22 protein-coding genes, 1 tRNA gene and 2 pseudogenes are annotated in these 22524 nt (G+C 55.2%); 6 read left to right on the top strand and 19 right to left on the bottom strand.

Features of this window, described 5'->3' with window-relative positions; all coding sequences use genetic code 11:
• Positions 1-1548: pseudogene (locus TR2A62_RS17795) on the top strand (AMP-binding protein); the annotation flags it as partial.
• Positions 1549-1591: 43 nt separating this feature from the next.
• Here TR2A62_RS17795 and TR2A62_RS16680 read toward each other — a convergent pair.
• The 5 genes from TR2A62_RS16680 to TR2A62_RS16660 all read right to left on the bottom strand — a co-directional run bounded on the left by TR2A62_RS16680 (position 1592) and on the right by TR2A62_RS16660 (position 8021).
• The gene (locus TR2A62_RS16680; protein ID WP_009160271.1) at positions 1592-2668 is read right to left on the bottom strand and encodes a hypothetical protein; all 1077 of its coding nucleotides are present in this window, start codon (positions 2666-2668) and stop codon (positions 1592-1594) included.
• A gap of 6 nt (positions 2669-2674) precedes the next feature.
• Positions 2675-3817, bottom strand: coding sequence for a hypothetical protein (locus TR2A62_RS16675; RefSeq protein ID WP_009158929.1), 1143 nt, complete (start codon positions 3815-3817; stop codon positions 2675-2677).
• A gap of 1 nt (position 3818) precedes the next feature.
• Positions 3819-5669: a glycosyltransferase gene (locus TR2A62_RS16670; RefSeq protein ID WP_009159992.1), complete on the bottom strand. Its 1851-nt coding sequence runs from the start codon at positions 5667-5669 to the stop codon at positions 3819-3821.
• 80 nt (positions 5670-5749) lie between these two features.
• Complete coding sequence (locus TR2A62_RS16665; protein ID WP_150103525.1) at positions 5750-6508, bottom strand: ABC transporter ATP-binding protein; 759 nt, start codon at positions 6506-6508, stop codon at positions 5750-5752.
• Between the two features lie 16 nt (positions 6509-6524).
• The gene (locus tag TR2A62_RS16660; RefSeq protein WP_009158720.1) at positions 6525-8021 is read right to left on the bottom strand and encodes a capsule polysaccharide export protein; all 1497 of its coding nucleotides are present in this window, start codon (positions 8019-8021) and stop codon (positions 6525-6527) included.
• A 100-nt stretch (positions 8022-8121) separates the two neighbouring features.
• Here TR2A62_RS16660 and TR2A62_RS16655 point away from each other — a divergent pair, with 100 nt between their 5' ends.
• The 4 genes from TR2A62_RS16655 (at position 8122) to TR2A62_RS17790 (ending at position 10991) form a co-directional block, all read left to right on the top strand.
• Positions 8122-8931: an ABC transporter permease gene (locus tag TR2A62_RS16655; protein WP_009157914.1), complete on the top strand. Its 810-nt coding sequence runs from the start codon at positions 8122-8124 to the stop codon at positions 8929-8931.
• Positions 8932-9119: 188 nt separating this feature from the next.
• On the top strand, positions 9120-9806 hold the full coding sequence (locus TR2A62_RS16650; RefSeq protein WP_223296134.1) for a sulfotransferase family 2 domain-containing protein: 687 nt from the start codon (positions 9120-9122) through the stop codon (positions 9804-9806).
• Between the two features lie 68 nt (positions 9807-9874).
• Positions 9875-10108 (top strand): hypothetical protein, encoded by a 234-nt coding sequence (locus tag TR2A62_RS16645; protein ID WP_009159539.1) that lies wholly within the window; start codon positions 9875-9877, stop codon positions 10106-10108.
• A gap of 199 nt (positions 10109-10307) precedes the next feature.
• Positions 10308-10991 (top strand): sulfotransferase family 2 domain-containing protein, encoded by a 684-nt coding sequence (locus TR2A62_RS17790; RefSeq protein WP_009160307.1) that lies wholly within the window; start codon positions 10308-10310, stop codon positions 10989-10991.
• A gap of 8 nt (positions 10992-10999) precedes the next feature.
• On the opposite strand, the gene glf is transcribed toward TR2A62_RS17790, so the two are convergent.
• From glf to TR2A62_RS16625, 3 genes are all read right to left on the bottom strand, one after another.
• A complete protein-coding gene (gene glf / locus TR2A62_RS16635; protein WP_040820908.1) occupies positions 11000-12157 on the bottom strand; it encodes a UDP-galactopyranose mutase in 1158 nt (385 codons plus the stop codon).
• A 31-nt stretch (positions 12158-12188) separates the two neighbouring features.
• Entirely contained in the window at positions 12189-13106 is a 918-nt protein-coding gene (locus TR2A62_RS16630) for a sulfotransferase (protein WP_009157734.1), read from the bottom strand.
• 88 nt (positions 13107-13194) lie between these two features.
• Complete coding sequence (locus TR2A62_RS16625) at positions 13195-14199, bottom strand: glycosyltransferase (RefSeq protein WP_040820906.1); 1005 nt, start codon at positions 14197-14199, stop codon at positions 13195-13197.
• 287 nt (positions 14200-14486) lie between these two features.
• Here TR2A62_RS16625 and TR2A62_RS16615 point away from each other — a divergent pair.
• A pseudogene (locus TR2A62_RS16615) lies at positions 14487-15657 on the top strand (IS3 family transposase); the annotation flags it as partial.
• A gap of 141 nt (positions 15658-15798) precedes the next feature.
• Here TR2A62_RS16615 and TR2A62_RS16610 read toward each other — a convergent pair.
• The 11 genes from TR2A62_RS16610 to TR2A62_RS18860 form a co-directional block, all read right to left on the bottom strand.
• A tRNA-Phe gene (locus TR2A62_RS16610) sits at positions 15799-15873 on the bottom strand.
• Positions 15874-15964: 91 nt separating this feature from the next.
• On the bottom strand, positions 15965-16135 hold the full coding sequence (locus tag TR2A62_RS16605; protein WP_009158974.1) for a DNA gyrase inhibitor YacG: 171 nt from the start codon (positions 16133-16135) through the stop codon (positions 15965-15967).
• Positions 16135-17169 (bottom strand): ribonuclease E/G, encoded by a 1035-nt coding sequence (locus TR2A62_RS16600; RefSeq protein WP_009160451.1) that lies wholly within the window; start codon positions 17167-17169, stop codon positions 16135-16137. The genes TR2A62_RS16605 and TR2A62_RS16600 overlap by 1 nt, the downstream gene beginning before the upstream one ends.
• Positions 17169-17756: a nucleoside triphosphate pyrophosphatase gene (locus tag TR2A62_RS16595; protein ID WP_009157773.1), complete on the bottom strand. Its 588-nt coding sequence runs from the start codon at positions 17754-17756 to the stop codon at positions 17169-17171. The genes TR2A62_RS16600 and TR2A62_RS16595 overlap by 1 nt, the downstream gene beginning before the upstream one ends.
• A 39-nt stretch (positions 17757-17795) precedes the next feature.
• Positions 17796-18014, bottom strand: coding sequence for a translation initiation factor IF-1 (gene infA / locus TR2A62_RS16590; RefSeq protein ID WP_007205486.1), 219 nt, complete (start codon positions 18012-18014; stop codon positions 17796-17798).
• Positions 18015-18197: 183 nt separating this feature from the next.
• On the bottom strand, positions 18198-18668 hold the full coding sequence (locus tag TR2A62_RS16585) for a low molecular weight phosphatase family protein (RefSeq protein WP_009159362.1): 471 nt from the start codon (positions 18666-18668) through the stop codon (positions 18198-18200).
• Between the two features lie 7 nt (positions 18669-18675).
• Positions 18676-19155, bottom strand: a complete 480-nt coding sequence (locus TR2A62_RS16580; RefSeq protein WP_009159943.1) for a UPF0262 family protein — start codon at positions 19153-19155, stop codon at positions 18676-18678.
• 2 nt (positions 19156-19157) lie between these two features.
• Positions 19158-20462 carry a histidinol dehydrogenase gene (gene hisD / locus TR2A62_RS16575; RefSeq protein ID WP_009160940.1) on the bottom strand — a complete coding sequence of 435 codons (1305 nt, stop codon included), beginning with the start codon at positions 20460-20462 and terminating at the stop codon, positions 19158-19160.
• Between the two features lie 75 nt (positions 20463-20537).
• The gene (locus TR2A62_RS16570) at positions 20538-21017 is read right to left on the bottom strand and encodes a DUF2948 family protein (RefSeq protein WP_009160126.1); all 480 of its coding nucleotides are present in this window, start codon (positions 21015-21017) and stop codon (positions 20538-20540) included.
• Positions 21014-22285 (bottom strand): UDP-N-acetylglucosamine 1-carboxyvinyltransferase, encoded by a 1272-nt coding sequence (gene murA / locus TR2A62_RS16565; RefSeq protein ID WP_009158376.1) that lies wholly within the window; start codon positions 22283-22285, stop codon positions 21014-21016. Before murA ends, TR2A62_RS16570 begins: the two co-directional genes overlap by 4 nt.
• Positions 22286-22292: 7 nt before the next feature.
• On the bottom strand, positions 22293-22445 hold the full coding sequence (locus tag TR2A62_RS18860) for a hypothetical protein (RefSeq protein ID WP_009159241.1): 153 nt from the start codon (positions 22443-22445) through the stop codon (positions 22293-22295).
• Positions 22446-22524 lie beyond the last annotated feature (79 nt).

Genomic DNA, 22524 nt, shown 5'->3' with positions numbered 1-22524 from the left:
CCCGCCTATCGAACAGGTGACCGCGTTCAACTGGACAAGGACGGCACGATCCACTTCGTGGGCCGGATCGACAACCAGATCAAAATGCGGGGCTATCGCGTTGAATTGGGCGAAATCGAAGCCCTGCTGAGAGAGGCATCAGATGGCTGTGCGGCGGTTGTCGTTCCCCTGCCGCTTGACGCACCGTCGCCCACATCGCTTGTCGGCGTCGTTGAGGGATACGATGGACAAGGAAAACAAATCCACCAAGCAATCAAATGCCGCCTGCCCGACTACATGGAACCGGCCCGCATTCTTGTCATGCCGAACTTTCCCAAAAACGCGAGCGGTAAGGTCGACCGCCGCAAGATCGGCAATCGCGTCCTGAACCGTCTTCAAAATATCAACATTAGACAGCGCCCCAAAAAGCTCAAACGCTATGACGGGATTATTGACCTCATCCAAGAGATCAATCCAGCCATTTCGCGCGACAGGATCGAAGACGCCCCCAACTTTATGAATGCGGGCCTCGACTCCCTTGGGTTTGTGGAATTTTCGTTGCTGTTTGAAAGCAAATGGGACCTTAACCTGACCCAAGAAAGCGTTGCTGACCTGTCGACCATGTCGCTTTGGCAGGTGGTTGCATGGCTGCGACGTGAACTCGACGGGGACTCTCCTGATCGCTTTGCCCCTAAACCGCGCGGAACCGTGTCTGGCGGAGAACTAAAACGAACCCTCCACTACAGGGCCATGCGCGCGCTGGGCTTTCTGGACAATTTTCCAGGCTGGCTTGCTTTTGATCCAAAACCCGTCGTCCCCTGCATCGGTTCTTCGGGGTTCATGCGCGCGATTTGCCCTGAAACGCTGGCACGATCCGCGCGTGTCACCGGTTTGGATGTGCGTCCGTGCAACATCGGTATGGCGATGCTGACCGCGCAGGGCATCGCCGAATTTTGCGGCTTCATCGCCAAGACCGCAAAAGACCAGAACACCCGTTTTCCAATAAGCGTCCTTGAACTTGAAATCATGCAGCTGTCCAATAAACCACCCGCTGGCGACATTGAAATTCTGGCCGATTTCGAAGCGGGCCATTTCAACAAGATCAAACGCACCCATTACGATGCCGATACCGTTTGGGACATCAAAACCGCAGGGAGAATCGCCCCTGCCCCTGTCCCGCAGACCCAGATCAAACAAGCCAACTGGGAAAAGAAAAGAAACCTCGAAATCAAATCCGCCTTCGAGGGCAAGGTGCCGATGGACGAAAAATCTGTCACCGCGTGGCGCGAAGGCCTAAGGGCGCTTGCATCAGTGTCAGATCACGTCGCCGTGATCATTCACCCGATTCAGGGTCTGAACCCGAAGTCTGTGCGCAACCGTAATCCCGATAATTTCTATCAGACCATTCTGGACACAGCCCTTGGTGATATGGATGTCAGCCTCCATGACGAGACATCGTTCGATCTCGTCGATGCCGACTTCAAGAACATCTCGCACATGAATGACCATTCCGGCCGCCAAGCGTTTTCAGAACAACTCGGCGCAAAGCTCTTTCGCCACGGCGCATAGCAAAACCCGTTCCTTGCCCGCCCAAAGGCAGCACGGCCATCACCTAGGGATTCAATCTGGTCTGCAAGCGGGCCTGCTTTGCGCGTTGGCGAAGTTGCTTGGGGTTTTCTCCCAGCAAAAGAATGCTCATCTGGGCCATCGTGTCGAACGCCCTAAGCGTGTTGTCTGAAAAGTAACTTGAGGCGTCAAAATCCTGATTGGGTCCGATCAGTTTCTCTGGGATGGATTTGATGGCATCGCTCATCGGTGTTCCCTGAAAGAACGCAGCGTCCATCTGTGCAGCATCTTCACCAAACTGGCGCGTCAATCTTTGGGAAATGTCGTCTGGAATGGTCACGCGGGGGGTATCCGCGCCCAACCCCGTCAAACGAAACTGCGCAACCAATGCCCGCGCGACCTCGGGCGACATGCGGCCCCCGCGTTCGACTTTGCCCTCTTGATTCATCAAGGTCTGAAACCGCCGCAACAAGGCGATCTGCCCCACTGATAAAGACGCGTTGGACAGTTGCGCGGCCTGAATGACCGTCCCCTCCTGCCCCAACATCCACGCGAAGAAATCATCGATAACATCACCGTTCAAAAAATGATCCCGTTGAAACAGCCGCAAAGAAAATTGGTCACCAAATGTTTCCTGCCACGCGGTAAAGCGGGGGTAATATTTCAACCGCCCGCTTCTTCGCAACTTTTGGAAATGACTGCGCAGATCGTCCGACACCTTGCCGAATTTTGTTTGCTCGGAAAAGGTGGACACCAACCGTTCCGCGTGCGGGCGCACATAGGAAATAAGCCGTGTCCGATCCGCAAAATCAGACATCTCTTCGGTCAGGATCCGTTTCAAATCTGCCGGGTCAACAGACTGGAAAAGCTCGGCCGAAAGCATGCCAAAATCAGCATCACTTTCCCTGAAATCCGCCGCCAGCGATGCAAACAGCGCGTTTGAACGCCCTTTCGGGGTCCCCTTGGAAAAAGAGTTCGGCAGACGGTTCTGGTTCAGGCTTTCACCGGGATAAAAGACCGTCTGACCCTGCGGCGTCCTAAAGTTCCCCGACCGCAAAACCGACTGCAACGCTGTTGAGCCCGTCTTGGTGTCCCCAAGGTGCAAAATGAGGTTCTTGATCATATAAAGTCACGCCTGCCGAGGGGGATCATAGTCCAACGATGACAGAAAATCCTTGAACTTTGAAACTGGACCATCTTGCGGCCAGAGTGTGATCGCCTGATCACGCACATCGGCAAACACATCCGCCTCTGGCAGAGGGCGCGTTTCCAGCACGGCTGTGTTGTCGTCAAAGAACGCAGCGCCCTTGCCTGCAATCTGGCCAAGTGTTTCGTCGATCGGGGCAAATTTTTCAGCGATACGCGCCCGCATGTCTGACCCCAAAAGCTCGATATCCTTTGACGGCGGCAATTCCATCTGGGGAACCAAAGCGCGCAAGGTTGATCTGAACCGCCCCGACTTCGGTCGCTTCAGATCGTTGTTTCCGCGACGCGCAAGTTCATAAATGCCGCGGTGCAGGCTGTCATTCTGCCTGCGTTCCGGTTGCAACCCTTTAGTCAGTTTCAGCCCCGCCTGTGCGATCAAATCGACCACCGAACCGCCTGCTGCACGCACGTCTTCATAATCGCGTAAAACTACCTTGGCGTCGGGCGCCGTATCCATCCAGCCCTGCAACAAAAGGCGGTAGTCAAAATGGATAGTATTGCAATACTCGTCCAGCCCGTCGTCTGACAAACGCGGCACCGTGTTCCCGAACTTAAGCCGCTGCCCGTGCCACGACATCATGTATTCGTCGATACGGCGCAACGTCAGCAGCAGAGTGATGTCAAAGCCGTCAAACAGCTTCAGGAACCGCTTGATCATTTTCGGGCTGCGCACGCTGAAATTTGAAAAAACCTCTGCCGCCATGACGACCGTGTGCGGATCAAAAAACATGAACTGCTGGGTCAACGCATGTTCCATCTGCGCCAATGGCGGAAGTTTGCCATGGTACCGGGGCACCGAAGATTCTTCTGCGGTAGCCATATACCTGAACGCCAATGCGTTGTGGGGTTCGCGAACGTTTATAGGCAACTGATCGGTGTCTCGGGTGCCCTTGGCCAGCCCCGCCGCCAGATAGGACATCCCTTCGAAATCGACGAACGGATACAATATTCCCGCCTGCGCCAACGCGGGTGCGTTGCGCGAAAAATAGTCCTGAATGGACGTGGACCCGACTTTGTGATGTCCGATGAACAAAACAAGCTGAGGTTTTTTGACGCTGCCAAACATCTTAGGCCCTACCTGACGGATCTGCTTTTTCTTCTGGCAGCATACGCTGATCAAGCAGCCCGCGCCAGAAGGCTTCTGACGTCATCGCTGGATAGGCGGACTGATAGTCACGCTTTAACGCGCTATATCCCCACACCAAACGCACCAGATTGCGCAGCATCCGCACCCCTTCCCTAAAGGCACGCGGCTTGGAATGGCGGACCTGATACAGCTTGTCTTCATTCGCGGACAAAATCGTCATTTCGCTGACCCCCCAATAGATGCCAAGCGCCCCCCGATCATCGCCCACGACAGACCGCTTTGGACCCAAAAACCGAAATCCGGGAACAAGATGCCCGTTCAGACACAGCTTCATTGCGAACCGAAACAGCTTTGACTTCAAAACACGCTGTCTGGGGGGTACGGGCTGTTCTGGGTCAAAGTCCGTCCAGACCTCGGCGTCTGTCAACGCGTTCAAATCCGCACGCCTTTGGGCCATATCGACATGAGCCACAAAAAACTCTGGCCCATTTAAAACGTCCTCAACCGCCAGATTGACCGCGCTTGCTGTGTCGTAATGCATCTTTACGAGGTTCTTGAGAAAGAATTTTGCCGCAATCGCCGCAAGCGACCACCGCCCGATGTCCATGCGTTCAATCGACAAATGATGCGCAAGGTGGCTGCGCAAATCCAGATACCAAGTCTGCGGACTTTCCTTTTCGATAAAGCTCGCTTGATAAGACAGCACACCGTTCAGCCGCACGATGTCAAAATCGTTCACCAGCGAAAAGCTGACATCATCGCCCCGCACAAAGAACGGAAACGCAAGGTGCTGCGCGGCCTTCACCGGAAACGCAAAATACCACCACCCCGCATAAAGATGGTCCGGCATATCGTCCGCAACCTCGTGCTCGATATCAATGACCTCGCGCCAGTTACGCAGGTCGGCATCGCCCAGTTGCCGGATGCAGTTCTTGAAAAACAAGGCGCCATATTCCCACATCAGCCAAGGATGCCGTTCGGTCGACATCGCCCCGCTGATCGCAGTTCGCTCGTCTTTGGCAAAAGCCAGAAAACTCCATGTCCTCTCAAGAGAATCCATGTAAATCGACGCATCATCGTCCATGAACAAAACATGGGACGCACCGCGATCCCTCGCTTCCAGAAATCCTCTCGTGAACCCCCCTGCCCCTCCTAGATTGGGGTTGGGCAAAACCTCGACGGTGCCTGACGCGCGCTGTGGGTCGATGCTCTGCCCGTTGTCCACAACAAACATGCGCAGATGCCCCCGAAGTGGCGATTGCGCGCGGTAGGCTTCAAACCGTTTCACCGCGCGCTCAACCGCGTCTTCGCGTTTGAACGTAGTCATCACCAGCGTCATATCCGGTCGGCGTTTGAGCACATCTGCCGTCGCCCAGGCCATGTGTCGGATGTGAAGCGGCGCGGCATCATCGTGTCGTTGAACGCGGCACGACAAAACGCCCAAACCCTTAAGGGGCGATCCGTCCTCGCGCGGGACCAGAAAATCCCCGACATCCACGCACTGCGCCGCACCCGCGCTTAACGTCAACACATGCGTTTTGGCGTCAACCGCGCCGCTTGCATCCTCGCGTCTGATCGTCAACTGGCATGGCCCCTCACCCTCGATCCGAAGGAACAGGCTCTGCAACTGACAACGGCTTTGCCATGTTCCCAGATTGAAAAGATTAAACCATGTGCCAAAATCGGCTTCGCCCTCTGGTCCGATCTGCACGTCTTGCACGTGCGTCAGCGCGACATCCCCTGACTGTTTCATCACCAGTTTGATGTCGGACGAATCCGGCTTTGCGGGCCACATAAAGGTCTGAATATCCAGAAGTCTCGAAGCCGTCATAGTCGTTTAATCCAGACCTTTTCAGGGGGGTGGCCCTTCACAACGGGCGCAAGAAACCAATTAACCAACTTTCGTTTAACCTAACCGTCGTCGACCCTTGAGCGGCCCCAAAGACCCTCTACAACACGCGTCACCCAAGGCACTTTGACCGTTTCGACCTTGCTGTGCCGCTCTGGTCCTTTGGTCAGCCGGTTGATTTTCCCGTAAAAGGCGATCCCCTCTTCGATGTCTTCGAAGATGTGCAAACGCTCGTTATGAAGAACCGCACCGATGCTACAAAACGAACGGATTTTCTTCATCCCGTGATCCACCATAAAGATGTCCGCATTCTCCATACGATCATAAATAAGCGCGCGCGACTTCATCTTGAAATTCTCGTCACCGACTGCCCCGATCTCGTCCACCAGATAGATATCGAACGGAATAGCCATCGAAATCGCAAGACTAAGCCGCGATTTCTGGCCGGATGAAAAGGTATGCAGCGGCTGGCGCAGCTGCCGCCCCAGTTCTGAAAAGTCCTCGACAAAGCGGATGATCTCGTCCGTATCCGCCCCATACACTCGTGCCACAAACCGCGCGGCCTGCGTGCCTGTCATCATAGCGTGAAAGCCACCCGAAAACCCGACCGGATAAGAAATGTTGCCATCCGTCAGGACGCTACCAGAATCCGGCGCTTCCACACCCGAGATCACGTCCAGAAGCGTCGATTTCCCCGCACCGTTGCGACCAAGAAGCCCGACACTTTGTCCCGTCGGAAACACCGCATTAATCTCGTCAAAAACGACATGTCGCCCGCCGCGCGACGGGAAACTCTTCTTAAGGTTCTCCAAGAGTATCACGTCCGAATCCCCCGCCTCAGCGCCTGTCGCGCAGGCTCAACATGGTCAGCGCCAGAATACTCCACAGCGCGAAAGCCAAGCCCCCGACAAGGCCAAGGATCATCCACTTTTTCGGAAAATCGGCACGTTCTGCAAGCGTCGGGTGTTTGTGCGCGGCAAGGTAAAGCGATTGCCGGTTTGCATCCGCACGGGCCGAATAAAACGCGGCCAACGCTGTCTCATAAGACGCCTGTGCAAATTCCAGATCAACATTCAGACGTTCAAACTCGGCGATGCGGTTCGACAACACGGTCCCGCTGTCCCCGTCGACAGCCGCACCCAACTTTGAACGTTCTTCTTCGATCTGCTGCTCAATCACTTCGATACGGGCATTGATCTGAACCCACCTAGGGTCACGCTCGGTCGTATCGCGCCCCAGCAACCCGCGCTCGATCTTCGCCTCGACAAGCTGTTGTGTCAGCGCGTTAAGCGGCCCGATGGTCAATGCGATATCGGAATCAATCGATGCAATCTGATAACGGTTTCTGAAATTTGTCAGACTCTCACGCGTGACGCGAAGGTCGGTTTCTGCTGCCGTCAGATCCTCTTGCGCATATCGCAAAACATCTTGGGTCGCGATCGACGACAATTCGTTAATGATGCTTGAACTCTCGTCCAGAATATCTTGCGCGATCATCTGTGCATCGGCGGGATCAAAGGCAAGAACCCGAACTTCAAGGATGTTGGCTGATGTATCATAAGACACCTCTACCATCCTGTTCCAATAGGCGGTCTGATCCTCGATCGTGCCGCCAGGTGGCATTGCGAATATCGGGTCCCCCGTTTCCCAACCCATTCCAGCCCCCGCCCAGATGGCTCCGAAATCGCGGTATTCGCGAATTGCGGCAACAATTTCCTGGCTCGTCAGGAAATCATAAAGAACGTCGGTGTCCGTGGTGGATGAGTTCGCCAGTCCAAATGCGTTCCCGATCAGGTCTGTCGGCGATGCGTGGTCTGCTTGGCGCACGGAAAACGCTGTCACCGACCCGTATTGTGGCAGCGCCCTTTCGGTCAGATACCAGTACGCCGCCGCGATCGGACCTGCGACAAACAAGAAGAACGAAACAAGGATCAGGAAATGCCGGAACCGCGCCTTTGTTTTGCCGACAGTTGGCGGGACAATCTTTGTCATCGCCATGCGTTCGCCCTGTTCAGCCGCATTTGACGCCATCGCGGCCAAGGCTTCTTCGGGTGTTTGCGCATTGCGAATGGCGCGCATCATTTCGCGCGCACGAATGTCGGAATCCTCGCCCAACGCGGTCTCTAACCGCTTGCGTGTTAAATTGGCAAAGGGATCATTCTGGTTGGTCTCACCGGCGTTTTTGTTGGTCTTGTTTTTGTTGCGACGGCCCTTGCCGCCGCCGGACCTGCCAGTCGAATTCTCTGGAGACGTAGACGCTGTTTGTGTGTCTGATTCATCATCATGCGAAGCGTCGCTCGGCGCTTCAAAGCCGGTTCTAGGCTTATTTGTCATGACCGCTCGCCTATATATTTATGGTTGCATAGTAGTTGCACATTACCCCTTATAGATCAATAAACAGATCCAGTTAAGCGCTTAACCACTCGAGGCTCAGATGACCCAAGGTAGCCCCAATGCGAACTTAAGACTGGTCGCCTTTCCACGGGGCACGACGTTTCGTTCAATTCTGGCGCTTATCCTGCGTGAATTTGCCACCAACAATGCCAATACGTTTGGCGGCGTGTTGTGGGCGTTCGTCAGTCCCCTCGCCTCGATCATTGTAGCCACCACAGTCTTTTCCGCTGGTTTCAAAAGCCCGCCAGTTGGCGATGTTTTCGCTATCTTTTATGCAACTGGTGTCGTGCCGTTCGCCATGTTCAGCGCGGTGAACGGGCGGTTGGGAAATGCGATACGTGAGAACCGCAAGATCCTGAGATATCCGCGCATTTGTGTCATGGATTGCATGATCTCACGGCTGATATTTGTGGTCTTGATTCAGACCTTTGTCGGCCTGTGTATCTACGTGGCCATCCTGAACATGTGGAACACCAAAACAGTTCTGGATTTTGGGCCCATCTTGCATGCCATGTCGTTGGCCATCTTGCTGGGATTTGGTGTTGGCAGCGTCAACGCCTACCTGTTTCGGGTTTTCCCAACATGGCGCCACATCTGGGGCATCGCGACGACGCCTTTGTTCCTGCTGTCCTGCGTAATCTATTCCTACGAACAGGTGCCACAACCCTTTGATGCATGGCTGATCTACAACCCGTTGGTGCACATCGTCGCCATATCCAGAACCGGATTTTACCATGGCTATCCGGCCCATCATGTCGAACCGCTTTATCCATTGGCGGTTGGCTTGGTCCTGTCGATCATCGGCCTAATCTTGCTAAACCAGGGTCGCGGAAAGCTTTTAGTAAGGTGAAAAGGTTTGTTATCGCAAACTCCATATGTTAAAGATGTATGGTCAAGTTACGTTAGTTGGAAATAGATACTCATCATAAAAGCCCCGCCATTCTTTTTTGGCAGTTCCACCCAGCGCTTTCACCAGTTGTCATTTCTGCGTAAGCGTAGGGTAAGCAACCCCATACAAGAGAGCGTCTTATAGTTATTTTGCCCCGGAAAGGCCTTGGGTTCGTGGCGATCACGAAATGTGCATCAACAACAGTTGAGGCACTTCTTTCCAATCAAAAAGGTCTATTCATCGCCGGAACGCCCGGATTAAAGCACACGACCTACAAGCTTTTTGAAGCTCATATTTTGCCGCTTCTTGAGGCCAAGAAAATTCCACGGCCGCACTTTTTTGCCATCACGAGAGAGCCCGCCGAACGGCTTTTAAGCTGGTACAAGTACCGTCAGCGCGACCGGATCGTGAACGCGAAAGAAGGCAGCAGAAAAAGCGATAACTACGCAGGCAATCTGACCTTTGAAGAATATGCAGAGGGTGCCCTCTCGATCAGGCCTGATAAAATGTTCAAGTTTAAGCCACAGCGCGCTTTTCTGGTTGACCAGTCCCAGAAGGTCGCGGTCGAGACCTTGATCCGTGCTGAACATATGGATGAACTTCTGCCGCATCTGTTCAGACATTACCGCATTGCGTGGCCCGATACCGTAGAACGGCGCAACATCAGCCCGACATTCAAAGGTTCTAAAATGACAGACGAGCTACGCAAGCGGATCAATGAGTCAGATACATTCATCACCGACTACGAACTTTATCGCGGCAGCACGAGCACCAAACAAGAGCTTTTGGCGACCCTAAAACCGCGCGAAAAACATCGTCGCGCTAAACCCGTTTGAATTCAATTCACCACTCGGTTCACTCTTCCCTCGGGGGTTTTCCCCCTCACTTTACAAAGGACAATAAGATGCAGGACGAAGCAACTTCCGTTACATTCAAAGACCCAAAGCGCCAAGCAGCTAAGATGATTGCGCGCACGATGTGGATGCGAAAATTCAAGGAATCCAACCCCGAGGCCGACAATGAGGCCGTCGCAGAAGCCTGGCAGGCTGATCGTGCCGAGTGGATCAAATACGCATCCGCAGGTGTCAAAACGATGGAACGCAATGGCCTGACCATTACTGCGGTTGACGACCAATAATCAGATCGCGACCCGTCTGGGCCAGTCACCGCCGACTATTCGTTAGAAATGACGCGAAAACAGAACACCGCGTTAACGTGACGTGTTCGTCAAATCACAACCCTCCAGAAACTAAGACCCGATTGAAAAATGCTTCCACATTGCGAGCAATTGATACATTTTGGGCCTGTATTTAGCCCCGTAATGGGAGAGGCCGAAAATGGTACTGGTGAGTAACCCCAAGAAGTTCGTGTTTTTGAAGACGCGCAAAACGGCCGGAACATCTATTGAAATGATGTTGGAAGAATATTGCGCGCCCCCGGGCCATGTCGTAACAGAAAGCACCAAAGAGCTAGAGACAGAGTATGGTCTTGTGGGTGCCCGCATGAACAAAAGCGGCCCGACCCCGAAATGGCGCAACCATATTGGCGCGACACCTGTCGCCAAGCATATCGGGCGTGACACCTTTGATGAATATCTGAAACTATCCTCTGTTCGAAACCCGTTTTCGCGGACAATCTCGCAATTTTATTGGCAGTTTGTCTGGCAAAAACGCGAGGTTCCAGAAACCTTCGAGGAAAACAAATCCCAGTTCAACGACTACATCTTCAGCGAGATGTTCAAGCAGGACTATCACGTGGTTCACGCGTTCAATAAATTTATCCTTGATGATGCGTTCCGTCTTGAACACCTCGACGAGGATTTTGACCGGATCGGAAAGAGACTGGGGATACCCCTGTCAAAGGCGGCAATGCCCAAAACAAAGGACAATTCCGGCTTTAAGCCCGACTTTAACTATATCTACTTCTTTACGCAAAAAGTGGTGGACGAGATCCGCAAGAAACAGCGCTGGGTGTTCGATCATTTCGACTATTCCGAAGACCCTCGGGATGCCCGCCTTTAAACAGGCCTTCACACAGGCGGCGTAAAGAACGTAGGCACCTTTCGTGACGCGGCCCGTGCGCTGACGAACCCCTCTGCAGCCTCTAGCGCTTCGCGGATCGTGACATCCATATCCAGATATCTGTAGGTGCCCAAACGGCCCACGAATGTCACCCGCTCGGTGGTCTCGGCCAAGGCCACGTAGTCCGCAAGCAACGCTTTCTCGGCCACCTGCCGGATCGGATAATATGGAATATCATCCACCTCGGCAGCGCGAGCAAATTCACGGTAGCAGACAGATCGCTGATGGCTTTCCCACGGGCTGAAATGCTTGTGCTCTGTGATGCGCGTATAGGGCACCTGTTCCTCGCCGTAATTCATGACCGCACAGCCCTGATAGTCCCCGTCATAGGTGAACTTTTCAAAATCCAGTGTCCGGTATCCCAAACGCCCCAGTTCGAAATCAAAATACCCGTCCAGCGCGCCTGAATAAAACACATGGTCATAACCGTCGCCCTGCCCCCGTTGAAACGGGGTCTCAAGCTTCACATCAATGCGGGGGTGATCTAGAATTCTGGCAACCATATCGGTATAACCGTTCTCTGGCATGCCTTGGAATTTATGAAAGAAATAGTTGTCTTCATAGTTAAACCGGACGGGCAGCCGTTTCAGGATTGACGCCGGAAGCTCGGATGGCGCACGGCCCCATTGTTTGATCGTGTAGCCTTTGAAAAAGGCCTCATACAGGTCCCGTCCCAGAAACCTCATGGCCTGTTCTTCAAAGGTTTGCGGATCTTTGATTGACGTGTCTGCCTGCTCCTGTGTTATGAACGCAAACGCCTCATCGGGCAGCATCGTTTTGGCAAAAAACTGATTGATAGTATGCAGGTTGATCGGCAGCGAATAAACCGCACCGCCTGTCGTCGCCTTTACGCGGTTCTTATAGTCCTTGAAGGTCTGAAACCGGTTCACGTAGGCCCAGACGTCTTCGTCATCGGTGTGAAAGATATGGGGCCCGTACACATGGACCATGACACCCGTGTCAGGGTCGCGTTCGGTATGGCAGTTCCCTGCAATATGTGACCGGCTGTCGACCACCGTCACCTGATGCCCCTCATCACCAAGGCGGCGACCAATCACAGCCCCCGACAGGCCTGCTCCGACCATCAAGATATTTTCAATTTTCATTCCCAAACCCAGCCGATTGTGACACTTTTACCTAAAATCTGCCGATGTCGTAACCAAGACTTTTGGCAAATGGAAAAGTCTCTTCTACGGCCATCTCACGCAGCTCTGAATATTCGGCCTTCTGCCAGCTTGTGGCTGGCGCGATGTGTATCTGTTCGCGTCGTTGCTTCAACACTGTCGCATTTGCAGGCGGGAAAAGATGCGCGCGATTCCAGCTTGTGTCTGCATCATTGGGCCCAGTGAAGAACGACACATCTTCCTTTAGACCCGCCCACTTTTGAATGTCCGCCACCCAGGTCTTCGCGGACGCCGTAAAGTCCTCGTAGCGCATCCGCATAAAGCGTTCGGGCGCAAGCCCTTGCAGGATGGCGACACGACGTTGACGCCCTGCCCAGTTGCGTGTCCGGCGACGCAACACCATGTGCCGCTTCAGGACTTTTGACCAGCTGACAGCAACCGCACGCGGGTCACGCACCAGATTCAAAATACGCAGGTTCACAGTCGGGGCCAGATGAAGCGCAAGTGCAAGATCGACGGACTTGGAACTGTCGATCAACATCCGCCCCCCCGCCTGCTGCGCGGCTGCCCCGTAAAGGTCGCCGAACAGACCCAGAAAGATGTCATGTTCGCGCGACAGCCTTGCGCGAACGCGCGCATCGCCCCAGTTGGTGTCGTGTGCAGCCGCTTTTGCGAACTCGGCCATGCCAATCGAAAGCGCCTCAACCACATCACTGTCATGCGTTGCAATCAAATCGTCGACGACAGCACCCCAGAATGCACAGTCTAGCACGGACCTGCCGCAACTACAGGGCGATGATTTCGCATAGGCATCAGCAAGGTCGCGCATCTGGCCAACATTGTGCGTCTGCGCGTGTTGGGACAACAGCAACGACAAAAACGTCGACCCGGATCGCCCGGCCCCCGCAATATACAGCACATCAACTGTCATAGATTCCCCGATCAATTACTGAGTGGTCAAATAGATCGTCAGATACCTGTCATGCCAGCTCCTCAGACGCAACAGAACGACCCCGCAGCTAGCCGCCCTCGTCGCTCAGCGTTTTGACCTGTGACAATTTGAGACTGCGATCATTCCTGAGACCGTCACGCACGGCGCGGGACAGAAAGCGAAAATAGGCCCGTCTTTGACCTGTGGCAAACCGCCCCCGCAAAATCCACTTGGGGAGGATCAAAACCATAAGCGGCCAGAACGCCCAGCCCGTCGCCTGACGGTATAGGATCAACAGGTTGCGATGGTAATAATAGGCTTTCCACAACGGGGTAAACACACGCGCCGTCCCCGCCGAAAACGTAGAACAGTCATGTTCAAACCGGACAGCAGGATGAAATACCAGCCGGTATCCCCGCTTGGACAAGCCCAGTGAATACAACCCGTCATCCCCGTAGATAAACAAATCAGGATCGGGCAACGCAACCTCACGCGCGGCCTGTGCGGACACAAAGAAGCCGACAAAAGACGTGATATCGATCTCGGACGGATCGCTTGACTGGTACTGATCCGGCCAGATATGAAAACCGTCGCGCCGCCCCAGACACAGCACAGTGCGCACAAAGACCCCCTTGTGCCAGAATGGGTTCCGGCTGGGTCGGTTCATGTCACAAATCGCACCGTCAGGATAATAAACCGCAGCGGCAAGTGCGTCCCAGTTTTGCTCCTCCGGATCAAGGCTGTGAAAGACGTCCAGCGCGCCGATGTCGGGTCGTCCGTCGTCGTCCATAACGACCAACCAGTCCGGGTCATGCGCCTGAAGCGCGCGGCCCATCCCCATCGCAAAGCCCCCTGCCCCGCCCGTGTTCTCGCAGCTTAGGATAACATCAAGGCGCGGGTCTGTTTGGGCCGTCAGCCAGTCTTGCGTGCCATCCGTAGAGGCGTTGTCCACCACGACGATGGCGGCAAGGGCATCGGCCTGCGACCCACACAACCGTTCAATCGTAGCCTGCAACTTTTCCAACCGGTTACAGGTCACGACCACAGCCACCAGACGCCGTGCGGGTTTGGTTTGCGCGTCTACTTTGGTCATACCTTGGGCTCTCGGTTGTTTCACTTTGCCAACAAAACAACGACTAGACCGTTTGACATTGGATCACCACGGGGAAAAAGGCGCGATGTCGCCCGCAAGCCCGATTGGCCCCGACCAAATCGACTAAGTAATTGATAAAAATTTTCTTAGCAATCAGGCCAAAAACGGCGCGACCTTATCCGCGGATAAGGTTTTCACCCCTGTCTGACGTCAGCACTTATGGGACCAAATAGGGTCATTTGCTAAGAGAGGGTTTGTTGCTCATCGTAACCACCGAGGAGTGGACGATGAGAAAGACAACGAAGAGCCCTGGCGAGAAGATCGTCAAAGACATCAAGCGCGCCGACCACTGCCCGGCAGTCGAAACGCTGTTTCGATGAGAGGGGCGCAAACACTATTCATCTGAAGAGAAGATCAGGATCGTGTTGGATGGGCTGCGTGGCGAGGACAGCATTGCTGAGCTCTGCCGTCGTGAGGGCATATCGCAGGGCATCTACTACAAGTGGTCGAAGGACTTCATGGAAGCCGGGAAGAAGCGTCTGGCTGGGGACACCGCGCGCGCCGCAAACAGTGACGAAGTAAGGGAACTGCGGCGTGAAGCGAAGGATCTCAAGGAAGTTGTCGCGGAACAGACGCTTGAACTGCGTCTTCTCAAAAAAGCATGACAGGCGATGGGGGCGGCCTCGAATGAGATACCCTGCATCTGAGAAGCTAGAGATCATCAGGCTGGTCGAAAGTTCGCATATGTCGGCGCGTCTGACACTGGCCAAGCTCGGCATTCCCCGCACCACATTCTACCGCTGGTATAATCGGTATCTGCAGCGTGGTGAAGCTGGTTTGCAGGACCAATCTCCTAAGCCAAGGCACGTCTGGAACCGCATTCCCGACGCAGTGCGCCGCAAGGTGATCAAACTGGCGTTGAAGGAGACGGAATTGTCACCGCGAGAACTGGCGGTGACCTTCACTGACAAGGAAAGTTACTTTGTATCAGAGGCTTCGACGTATCGGATCCTCAAGGCACATGATCTGATCACCAGCCCAGCTTTCATTGTCATCAAAGCGGTCAGCGAGTTCAAAGACAAAACCACAGCGGTCAATCAGCTCTGGCAGACAGACTTTACCTACATCAAAGTTCTGGGATGGGGCTGGTTCTATCTCAGTACGGTCCTTGACGATTACAGCCGCTATATCGTCTCCTGGAAGCTCTGCACAAACATGAGAACCCAAGACGTGACGGACACGCTGGACTTGGCTTTGGAAGCATCCGGTTGCGATCAGGTTCACGTCGTCCACAAACCACGTTTACTTAGTGACAACGGGTCCAGCTACGTCTCTGGTGAACTGGCGGCATGGTTGCAAGACAAAGGCATGAAGCACTCTCGCGGGGCACCGTATCATCCACAGACCCAAGGCAAGATTGAACGCTGGCATCAAACCTTGAAGAACCGCATCCTGTTGGGTCTAGCTGGGCCAACGTCCTCTGGGTGATCTTCGTCTGCATGCTTCATCATTAGTAGCCAATTGGTAGCCTAAATAATTGCACAACTTGCAGCAGCGGCACAGTGCGAAAATCAGAAATGCTCGTTTTCTTTGAAAAAGTGGTGCCCAGGGGCGGAATCGAACCACCGACACGAGGATTTTCAATCCACTGCTCTACCCCTGAGCTACCCGGGCACGGGATGCGGCGACCATAAGATCACTGCTTGGGTGCGGGCGTTCTAGGCCGTTGTCACGGGGCTGTCCAGAGAGAATTTGGACAAATCAGTCAATGAGGTTTCGTATCATCAGCCTGTGGCGGAACTTCATCATCAGGATCGTTCGATGCGACCGCATAAGTACCATTAAACCACTTGGCCAAATCCAAATCTGCACAGCGTTTTGAACAGAACGGGCGATAGGTCGCAACGGTCTCTTTTTCGCACATTGGACAGGCCATTACAGATCCTCAGAGACGAGATCACTAAGCGGCAGCCGCTCTCGTTTGCGCTGTAGTTCGTAGTGTCCAAGCGGTGTCCAACCGACCAATGCAGTCTCGATCCGGTCCGCTCGAAACGCAGCCCGAAGTGTGGTTTCAAACTGCTTACGGTCATTCTTGGTCATCGGGGCCAGATCCAGCGTGATCTGCCCGCCAAGGCCGCGCAAACGCAACTGACGCGGCAATGCGCGTGCGACAGACATGTTCACTTTGAGACCAGCTGCAACGGACGTGTCCCCGCCTGTATTGACGTCCACCGCAATCAGGGCGCGGGTCGGTTCGATATACATATCACCAGAGGTCAAGCGCACCTTGGGGTCAAAAAACGCAGGCAGTTGATCCAGCACGCCGTGGCTCTCGAACCCGCCAGCATCGGTCATTACATCCGACTGGTCGGTCCATTCGCGCCATGCTGTTACATGGGGACCATCACCCTCATTCAGCATCTCTGCGTTTGGACCTTCGGCTTGGGCGATCACATGGTCAGCAATCGCCAGCATAGCTTCGATGTCTTCGGCGATTTCTTCGGCATCGGCACCGTCGCAGGACGATCTCAGGATCAGACCGTGATCGCCGTCAAAAACACTGTGTGCAACCGCGAGCAATGTATCGCGTGCGTCATCATCACGGATCGACCGGCTGACGTTCACACCCGGCGCACCGGGGGTTACGATCGCGTAACGGCTCTTGAACAATACCTTATGCGTGACAGGCACTGCTTTGCCCTCATCCGCATAGCCGGTCACTTGAACGAGAATAGGTTGGCCCGGTGCCAATCCCTTGGCGGCCCGCAGAAACCCTGTGTCGCCATCAGGCAGGCGCACCATCATACCGCCCTGCCCTTTGAGCGGACGATCACAGATCGCACGAAAGATTGTGCCAGGGCGCGGAACATCACCGCCGTCGATCAGAATATCGTCTAGCTTACCTTCGACCATGCGTGCGGCAGCTTCGACACCGTCAATATGGTCCAAAATGATCGTCGTCTTGTTCATCAAATTCCCTCGAAAACGGGCACACCGGCCGTTCTTAGCAACGCTGCGGCTTCGGCCAGCGGCAAACCTACGACGCCAGTGAACGATCCGTTGATCCACGGGATAAAGGCCCCCGCCGGTCCTTGGATCGCATAGCCCCCTGCCTTGCCCTGCCAGTCATTAATGGCGAGATAGGCGTTCATCTCGTCGTCCGACAGGCGCTTCATTCGAACGGCAGTCTCAACCACCCGTTCCCACAGCTGTTCGCCGGACCGGACCGCCACAGCAGTGATGACCCGATGACGACGCCCGCCGAGAGCCGTCAGAAACGATGCGGCTTCGCCAGCATCCACAGGCTTGCCAAAAATACGGCGGCCCAGCGCGACAGTGGTGTCGGCGCATAGGACAACCTCACCAGCGCCCAGCGTGACAGCCGCCGCCTTTTCCCGCGCCATACGCGCACAATAAGGTCGAGGCTTTTCGCCAGCTAGGGGTGTTTCATCAATATCGGGGGGCCGCACGTCCGAAGGGACAACGCCAATCTGCGCGAGCAGCTCTAACCGCCGCGGCGAGCCAGAGCCTAGAACAAGCGTCGGGGCATCGGTCATTTGCACAGCCCTAAATGCTGTACAAACCGACACCGCACGTTATTTAAAGCGGTAATTGATCCGACCCTTGGTCAAATCGTAAGGGGTCATCTCGACCTGTACTTTGTCGCCAGCCAGAACACGGATGCGGTTTTTGCGCATCTTGCCTGCCGTATGTGCGATGATCTCATGGCCGTTTTCCAGCTCGACCCGAAATGTCGCATTAGGCAGGAGTTCCTTCACGACGCCGGGAAATTCGAGCAGTTCTTCCTTGGCCATGGTATCTCCATACTTATCCGTCCGCCCAAATGCGAACAGAGCACTAAATGCGCCCGAACACGCGGGTTTTCAAGGGTTAATCGTCGTTGTCGCGTCTTTGTTCGGATAAACTCTGGTCCGAGAGGCACACAAGACCCAGGGGCACGGCGTCCTTTTGGCCTACCTGCCAGAGGCACGACCTTGCTAGACGGTGGCCGGTCCCCAACGCGCAATCAAACGCTCGCGGATTTGGTCACGGCTTTGACGGTACGACACCAATCGGTCTTCGCGGCCCTCGCCCAATCCCGTCGGATCCAGAATGGGCCAGTATTCCACCTCGAGATGAAAGAACCGCGTCAAATCCAGCGCTCTGCGCTGGCTGGCCGGCGACAACGCCAGAACCAGATCAAAGGACGATAGGTCATCGCCCCAATTCTCCATCTCATCAAAGGATCGCGAACGATGGCGCGACAGTTCGACCCCGAGCTCGGCGCAGACAGAAATCGCAAAGCCGTCGATCTCAAGATCATTTTTGACACCTACGGACTGAATGTAGCACCCAGTTCCATAGAGCTGCTTCATGATCCCTTCGGCCATGGGCGATCGGACAGCATTGTGGTCACAGCAAAACAGCACAGACTGAGGCAGCGGCTGGATGACAGTGCTTTCCTCCATCCTGTGCTCAGCCTCCGAAATGCAGGACGCAGATCAGCGTAAAGAGCCGGCGCGCCGTGTCGATGTCGACCTCGGCCTTGCCCTCTAGACGCTCTTGCAGCACCCGTGCACCTTCGTTGTGAATTCCGCGACGCGCCATATCGATCGTTTCGATCTGGCCCGCAGGCAATGTTTTGACAGCATCAAAATAGCTCTCGCAAATCTGAAAGTAGTCTTTGACCACCTGACGAAATGGGCCCAGCGACAAATGAAATTCGCCAGCGGCCTGTTCAGCCTCAGTCGCGATATCAAACACCAACCGCTTTTCCCGAATGGCAAGCCCTAGACGGTACGGGCCATCAAGGACCGCGCGTCCGTCACGTGCTGGCAGCGCAAAGCTATTGTCTTCGAGCAGATCAAACATCGCCACCTTGCGCTCTTGATCGATTTCAGGCGTGGGCGGCGGCAAATTGCGATCATCCAGATCTATGTGAATAATTCGGCTCATTCCTAACCCTCGTTCAAACGGTCAAGCCGCGCGCGCACACTTAGACCGTGCGCCTCAAGGCTCTCTGACTGGGCCAAACGTTCGGCCGCAGGGCCAATCGCCGCCAAAGACGCGGGCGTCATTTTGGCCAATGTTGTCCGTTTTACAAAATCCATCACGCTCAACCCGCTAGAGAACCGCGCCGACCGCGCTGTTGGCAGCACGTGGTTTGGTCCCCCAATGTAGTCACCAATCGCCTCGGGCGTGAACCCCCCTAGGAAAATGGCCCCTGCATGAGTGATCTTCTGGGACAGCGCATCGGGGTCGCCAACACATAGTTCGAGATGCTCGGGCGCCATACGGTCCGACAGCGTCGCCGCCTCGTCGAAATCGCGCACGGTGATCACCGCCCCAAAGTCGCGCCAGCTGGCCGCTGCGATTGTTCGGCGTTCGAGCGTTTCGAGCCGCTTGTCAACGGCGTCTGCCACAGCGCGCCCGAACGCGGCGTCATTAGTCATCAAAACCGACTGTGCGCTCTCGTCATGCTCGGCTTGGCTAAGCAGATCGAGCGCGATCCAATCAGGATCATTTTCCTTGTCAGCGATGACCAAAATCTCGGACGGGCCAGCGATCATATCGATGCCCACCTTGCCAAACACGCGCCGCTTGGCAACCGCGACAAAGGCATTGCCCGGACCTGTAATCTTGTCCACGGGGGCAATCGTGTCCGTCCCGTAGGCCAGAGCGGCCACCGCTTGGGCGCCGCCAATGCGGTAGATCTCGTCGACACCTGCGATTTGCGCGGCCAATAGCACCAGCGGGTTTGCGATACCGTCAGGGGTTGGCACCACAATCGCGAGCCGTTTGACCCCTGCAACCTGCGCAGGGATCGCATTCATCAAGACCGAACTGGGGTAGCTCGCCAATCCACCTGGCACATAGAGCCCCGCGGCCGACACAGGCGTCCACCGCCATCCCAGTGTCGCGCCACTGTCGTCGGTCCACGTCTCGTCGCGCGGCATTTGGCGCTCGTGATAGGCCGTGATCCGGGCCGCCGCCAGCTCGAGCGCTTCGCGGTCTTCTTTTGAAACTTTGGCGCATTCCGCTGCGATCTCGTCCTTGGAAAAGGCAAGCGTCTGCGGCGTCAGGTCCATGCGGTCAAATTTTGCGGTCAGATCAATCACCGCAGCATCACCACGAGTGCGCACATCAGCGATGATGGCTGCGACGGCGTCATCAACATCTGGGCTGTCTTCCCGCTTGGCCGTGAGCAGCGCGCCAAAGGCCGCTTCAAAGTCAGAGTCAGCAGTATTCAGAAACTGGGGCATATCGGATCCTATCGGTTCCGCCCTGATCTATCTGCAAACAAGGGCGGTTTGAACCACCCTTTTGACAGGGTGCGGTTAATCTAGCGAATGAGTTGGCGCCTTACGAGAAGGTGCGACATAGGGCCGTGTGACGTCTTTCAAGACCACTTCGAGCGCTTCGCACTCGATCTTGATCGCACCATCGCCGGCCAGCGTGAGCAAAACGGCACCGTCGGCATCTGCACCTGCGTCCCATGTGACTGACAACAACGACATCACTGTCTCGTCGTCGCGCGCGATCCCTTGGGTCGCGACCTTCTGGGCGCCTTCTATCACCAGCACGGCCTGAACCCGTTCGAAATTGCGGGACCGCCGTTCGGCCAAGGTCGCGTCTTCCCAACGGAACCGGTTCAACAAAATCGCAAAGCGACCTGTCTTGCGGTCCCACGTCATTTCAGACGCAGGAAAAACAGCATCTTGGATCAACGCCGACATGACATTCAAGTCGTCGGTATCCACGGCCATCAAGCGGAGAGGCCGTTCAGCCCCATCTTCAAATTTTGCGTCTTCGGTCATACGCCTTTGATCCGTTCCACGTTTGCGCCCACGCCTTGCAGCTTTTTCTCGATGTGCTCGTAACCACGATCAAGGTGGTAGACGCGGTTTACCTGAGTTTCACCCTCGGCGGCGAGACCTGCGAGGATCAGCGACACCGAAGCACGCAAATCAGTCGCCATGACCTGTGCGCCCTTCATCTTTTCGACACCGTGCACGGTTGCCGTGCCGCCCTGAACTGCGATGTTTGCACCCATACGGATCAATTCCGGCGCGTGCATAAAGCGATTTTCAAAGATCTTCTCTTCCAGAACCGAAGTCCCATCGGCCAGACAAAGCATCGCCATCATCTGCGCTTGCAGATCGGTTGGAAAGCCGGGGAACGGCTCGGTCACGACGTCGACGGCTTTGACGCGGTCGCCCGTGCGTTTGACCAACAAACCGTTCTTGGTTTCGGACACATCCAAACCAGCCAGCGCAAGTTTCTCAACAAAGGCACCGATTAAATCCAAACGCCCACCAAGACACTCGACCTCACCACCGCAGAACGCAGGTGCGAGCATAAAGGTGCCCAGTTCGATCCGGTCCGTCACAACGGGGTGCGTGGCCCCGCCCAAACGATCAACACCCTGAATTTCGATGCTGCTGTTGCCATCACCAGAAATCTGCGCACCCATCTTGCGCAGGCAATCCGCGAGATCGACGATCTCGGGCTCGCGTGCTGCGTTGTTGATGACTGTCGTGCCTTTGGCCAATGTCGCGGCCATCATGATGTTTTCGGTCGCGCCCACAGACGCAAACGGGAAATCAACGACAGCACCTTTCAGCTTGCCGCCCTCAGCCTTGGCATGCAGGTAGCCATCCTTGAGCTCGATGTCCGCGCCCATCTTGGCCAAACCGTCAGTGTGAATATCCATCGGGCGGGCGCCAATCGCGCAACCGCCAGGCAGCGACACAACCGCGACGCCTTCACGAGCAAGCAAGGGGCCAAGTACGAGGTTGGATGCGCGCATCTTGCGCACGATGTCATAGTCAGCCACATGGTTGATCGGGCCGTGCGACGACATCGCCTGAACTTTGCCGTCTTTCATGCTGGTGACCTCTGCCCCCAGTGACTGCAACAGCTGGGTCATCGTCTTGATATCCGAGAGACGGGGTGCATTTGTCAGCATCAGAGGTTCCTCAGACAACAGGGTCGCTGGCATCAGCGTCAGTGCCGCGTTCTTGGCACCCGCGATCTCGATCTGTCCTTTGAGCGGTCCACCGCCTTTGACCAAAATAGAATCCATTGCCCGCCTACTCTTTCTCTTTACCTGTGACGGACGGCGCTGTGCGCGCCCGTGCTTGTGCCTTACGCCGCCCCATGTTTGCCTTCAATGCCGCTTTGAGACGTTGTTCACGCCGCTCGGCCTCGGTTGGCTGGGATTTAGGGTCTTTTTTCTGCGTCATACAACAGGCTTTAACCGCTTGTGCAAAAACCGTCCAGTCAGGGCTTGCACCATTCGCACAGAACCGCTAATTCCCGCGC

The sequence above is a fragment of the Thalassobium sp. R2A62 genome (assembly GCF_000161835.1).
In the GTDB taxonomy this organism is placed as follows: domain Bacteria; phylum Pseudomonadota; class Alphaproteobacteria; order Rhodobacterales; family Rhodobacteraceae; genus Thalassobium.
The sequence above is the reverse complement of the archived record's forward strand: the minus strand, read 5'-3'. Positions and strand labels throughout refer to the sequence as shown.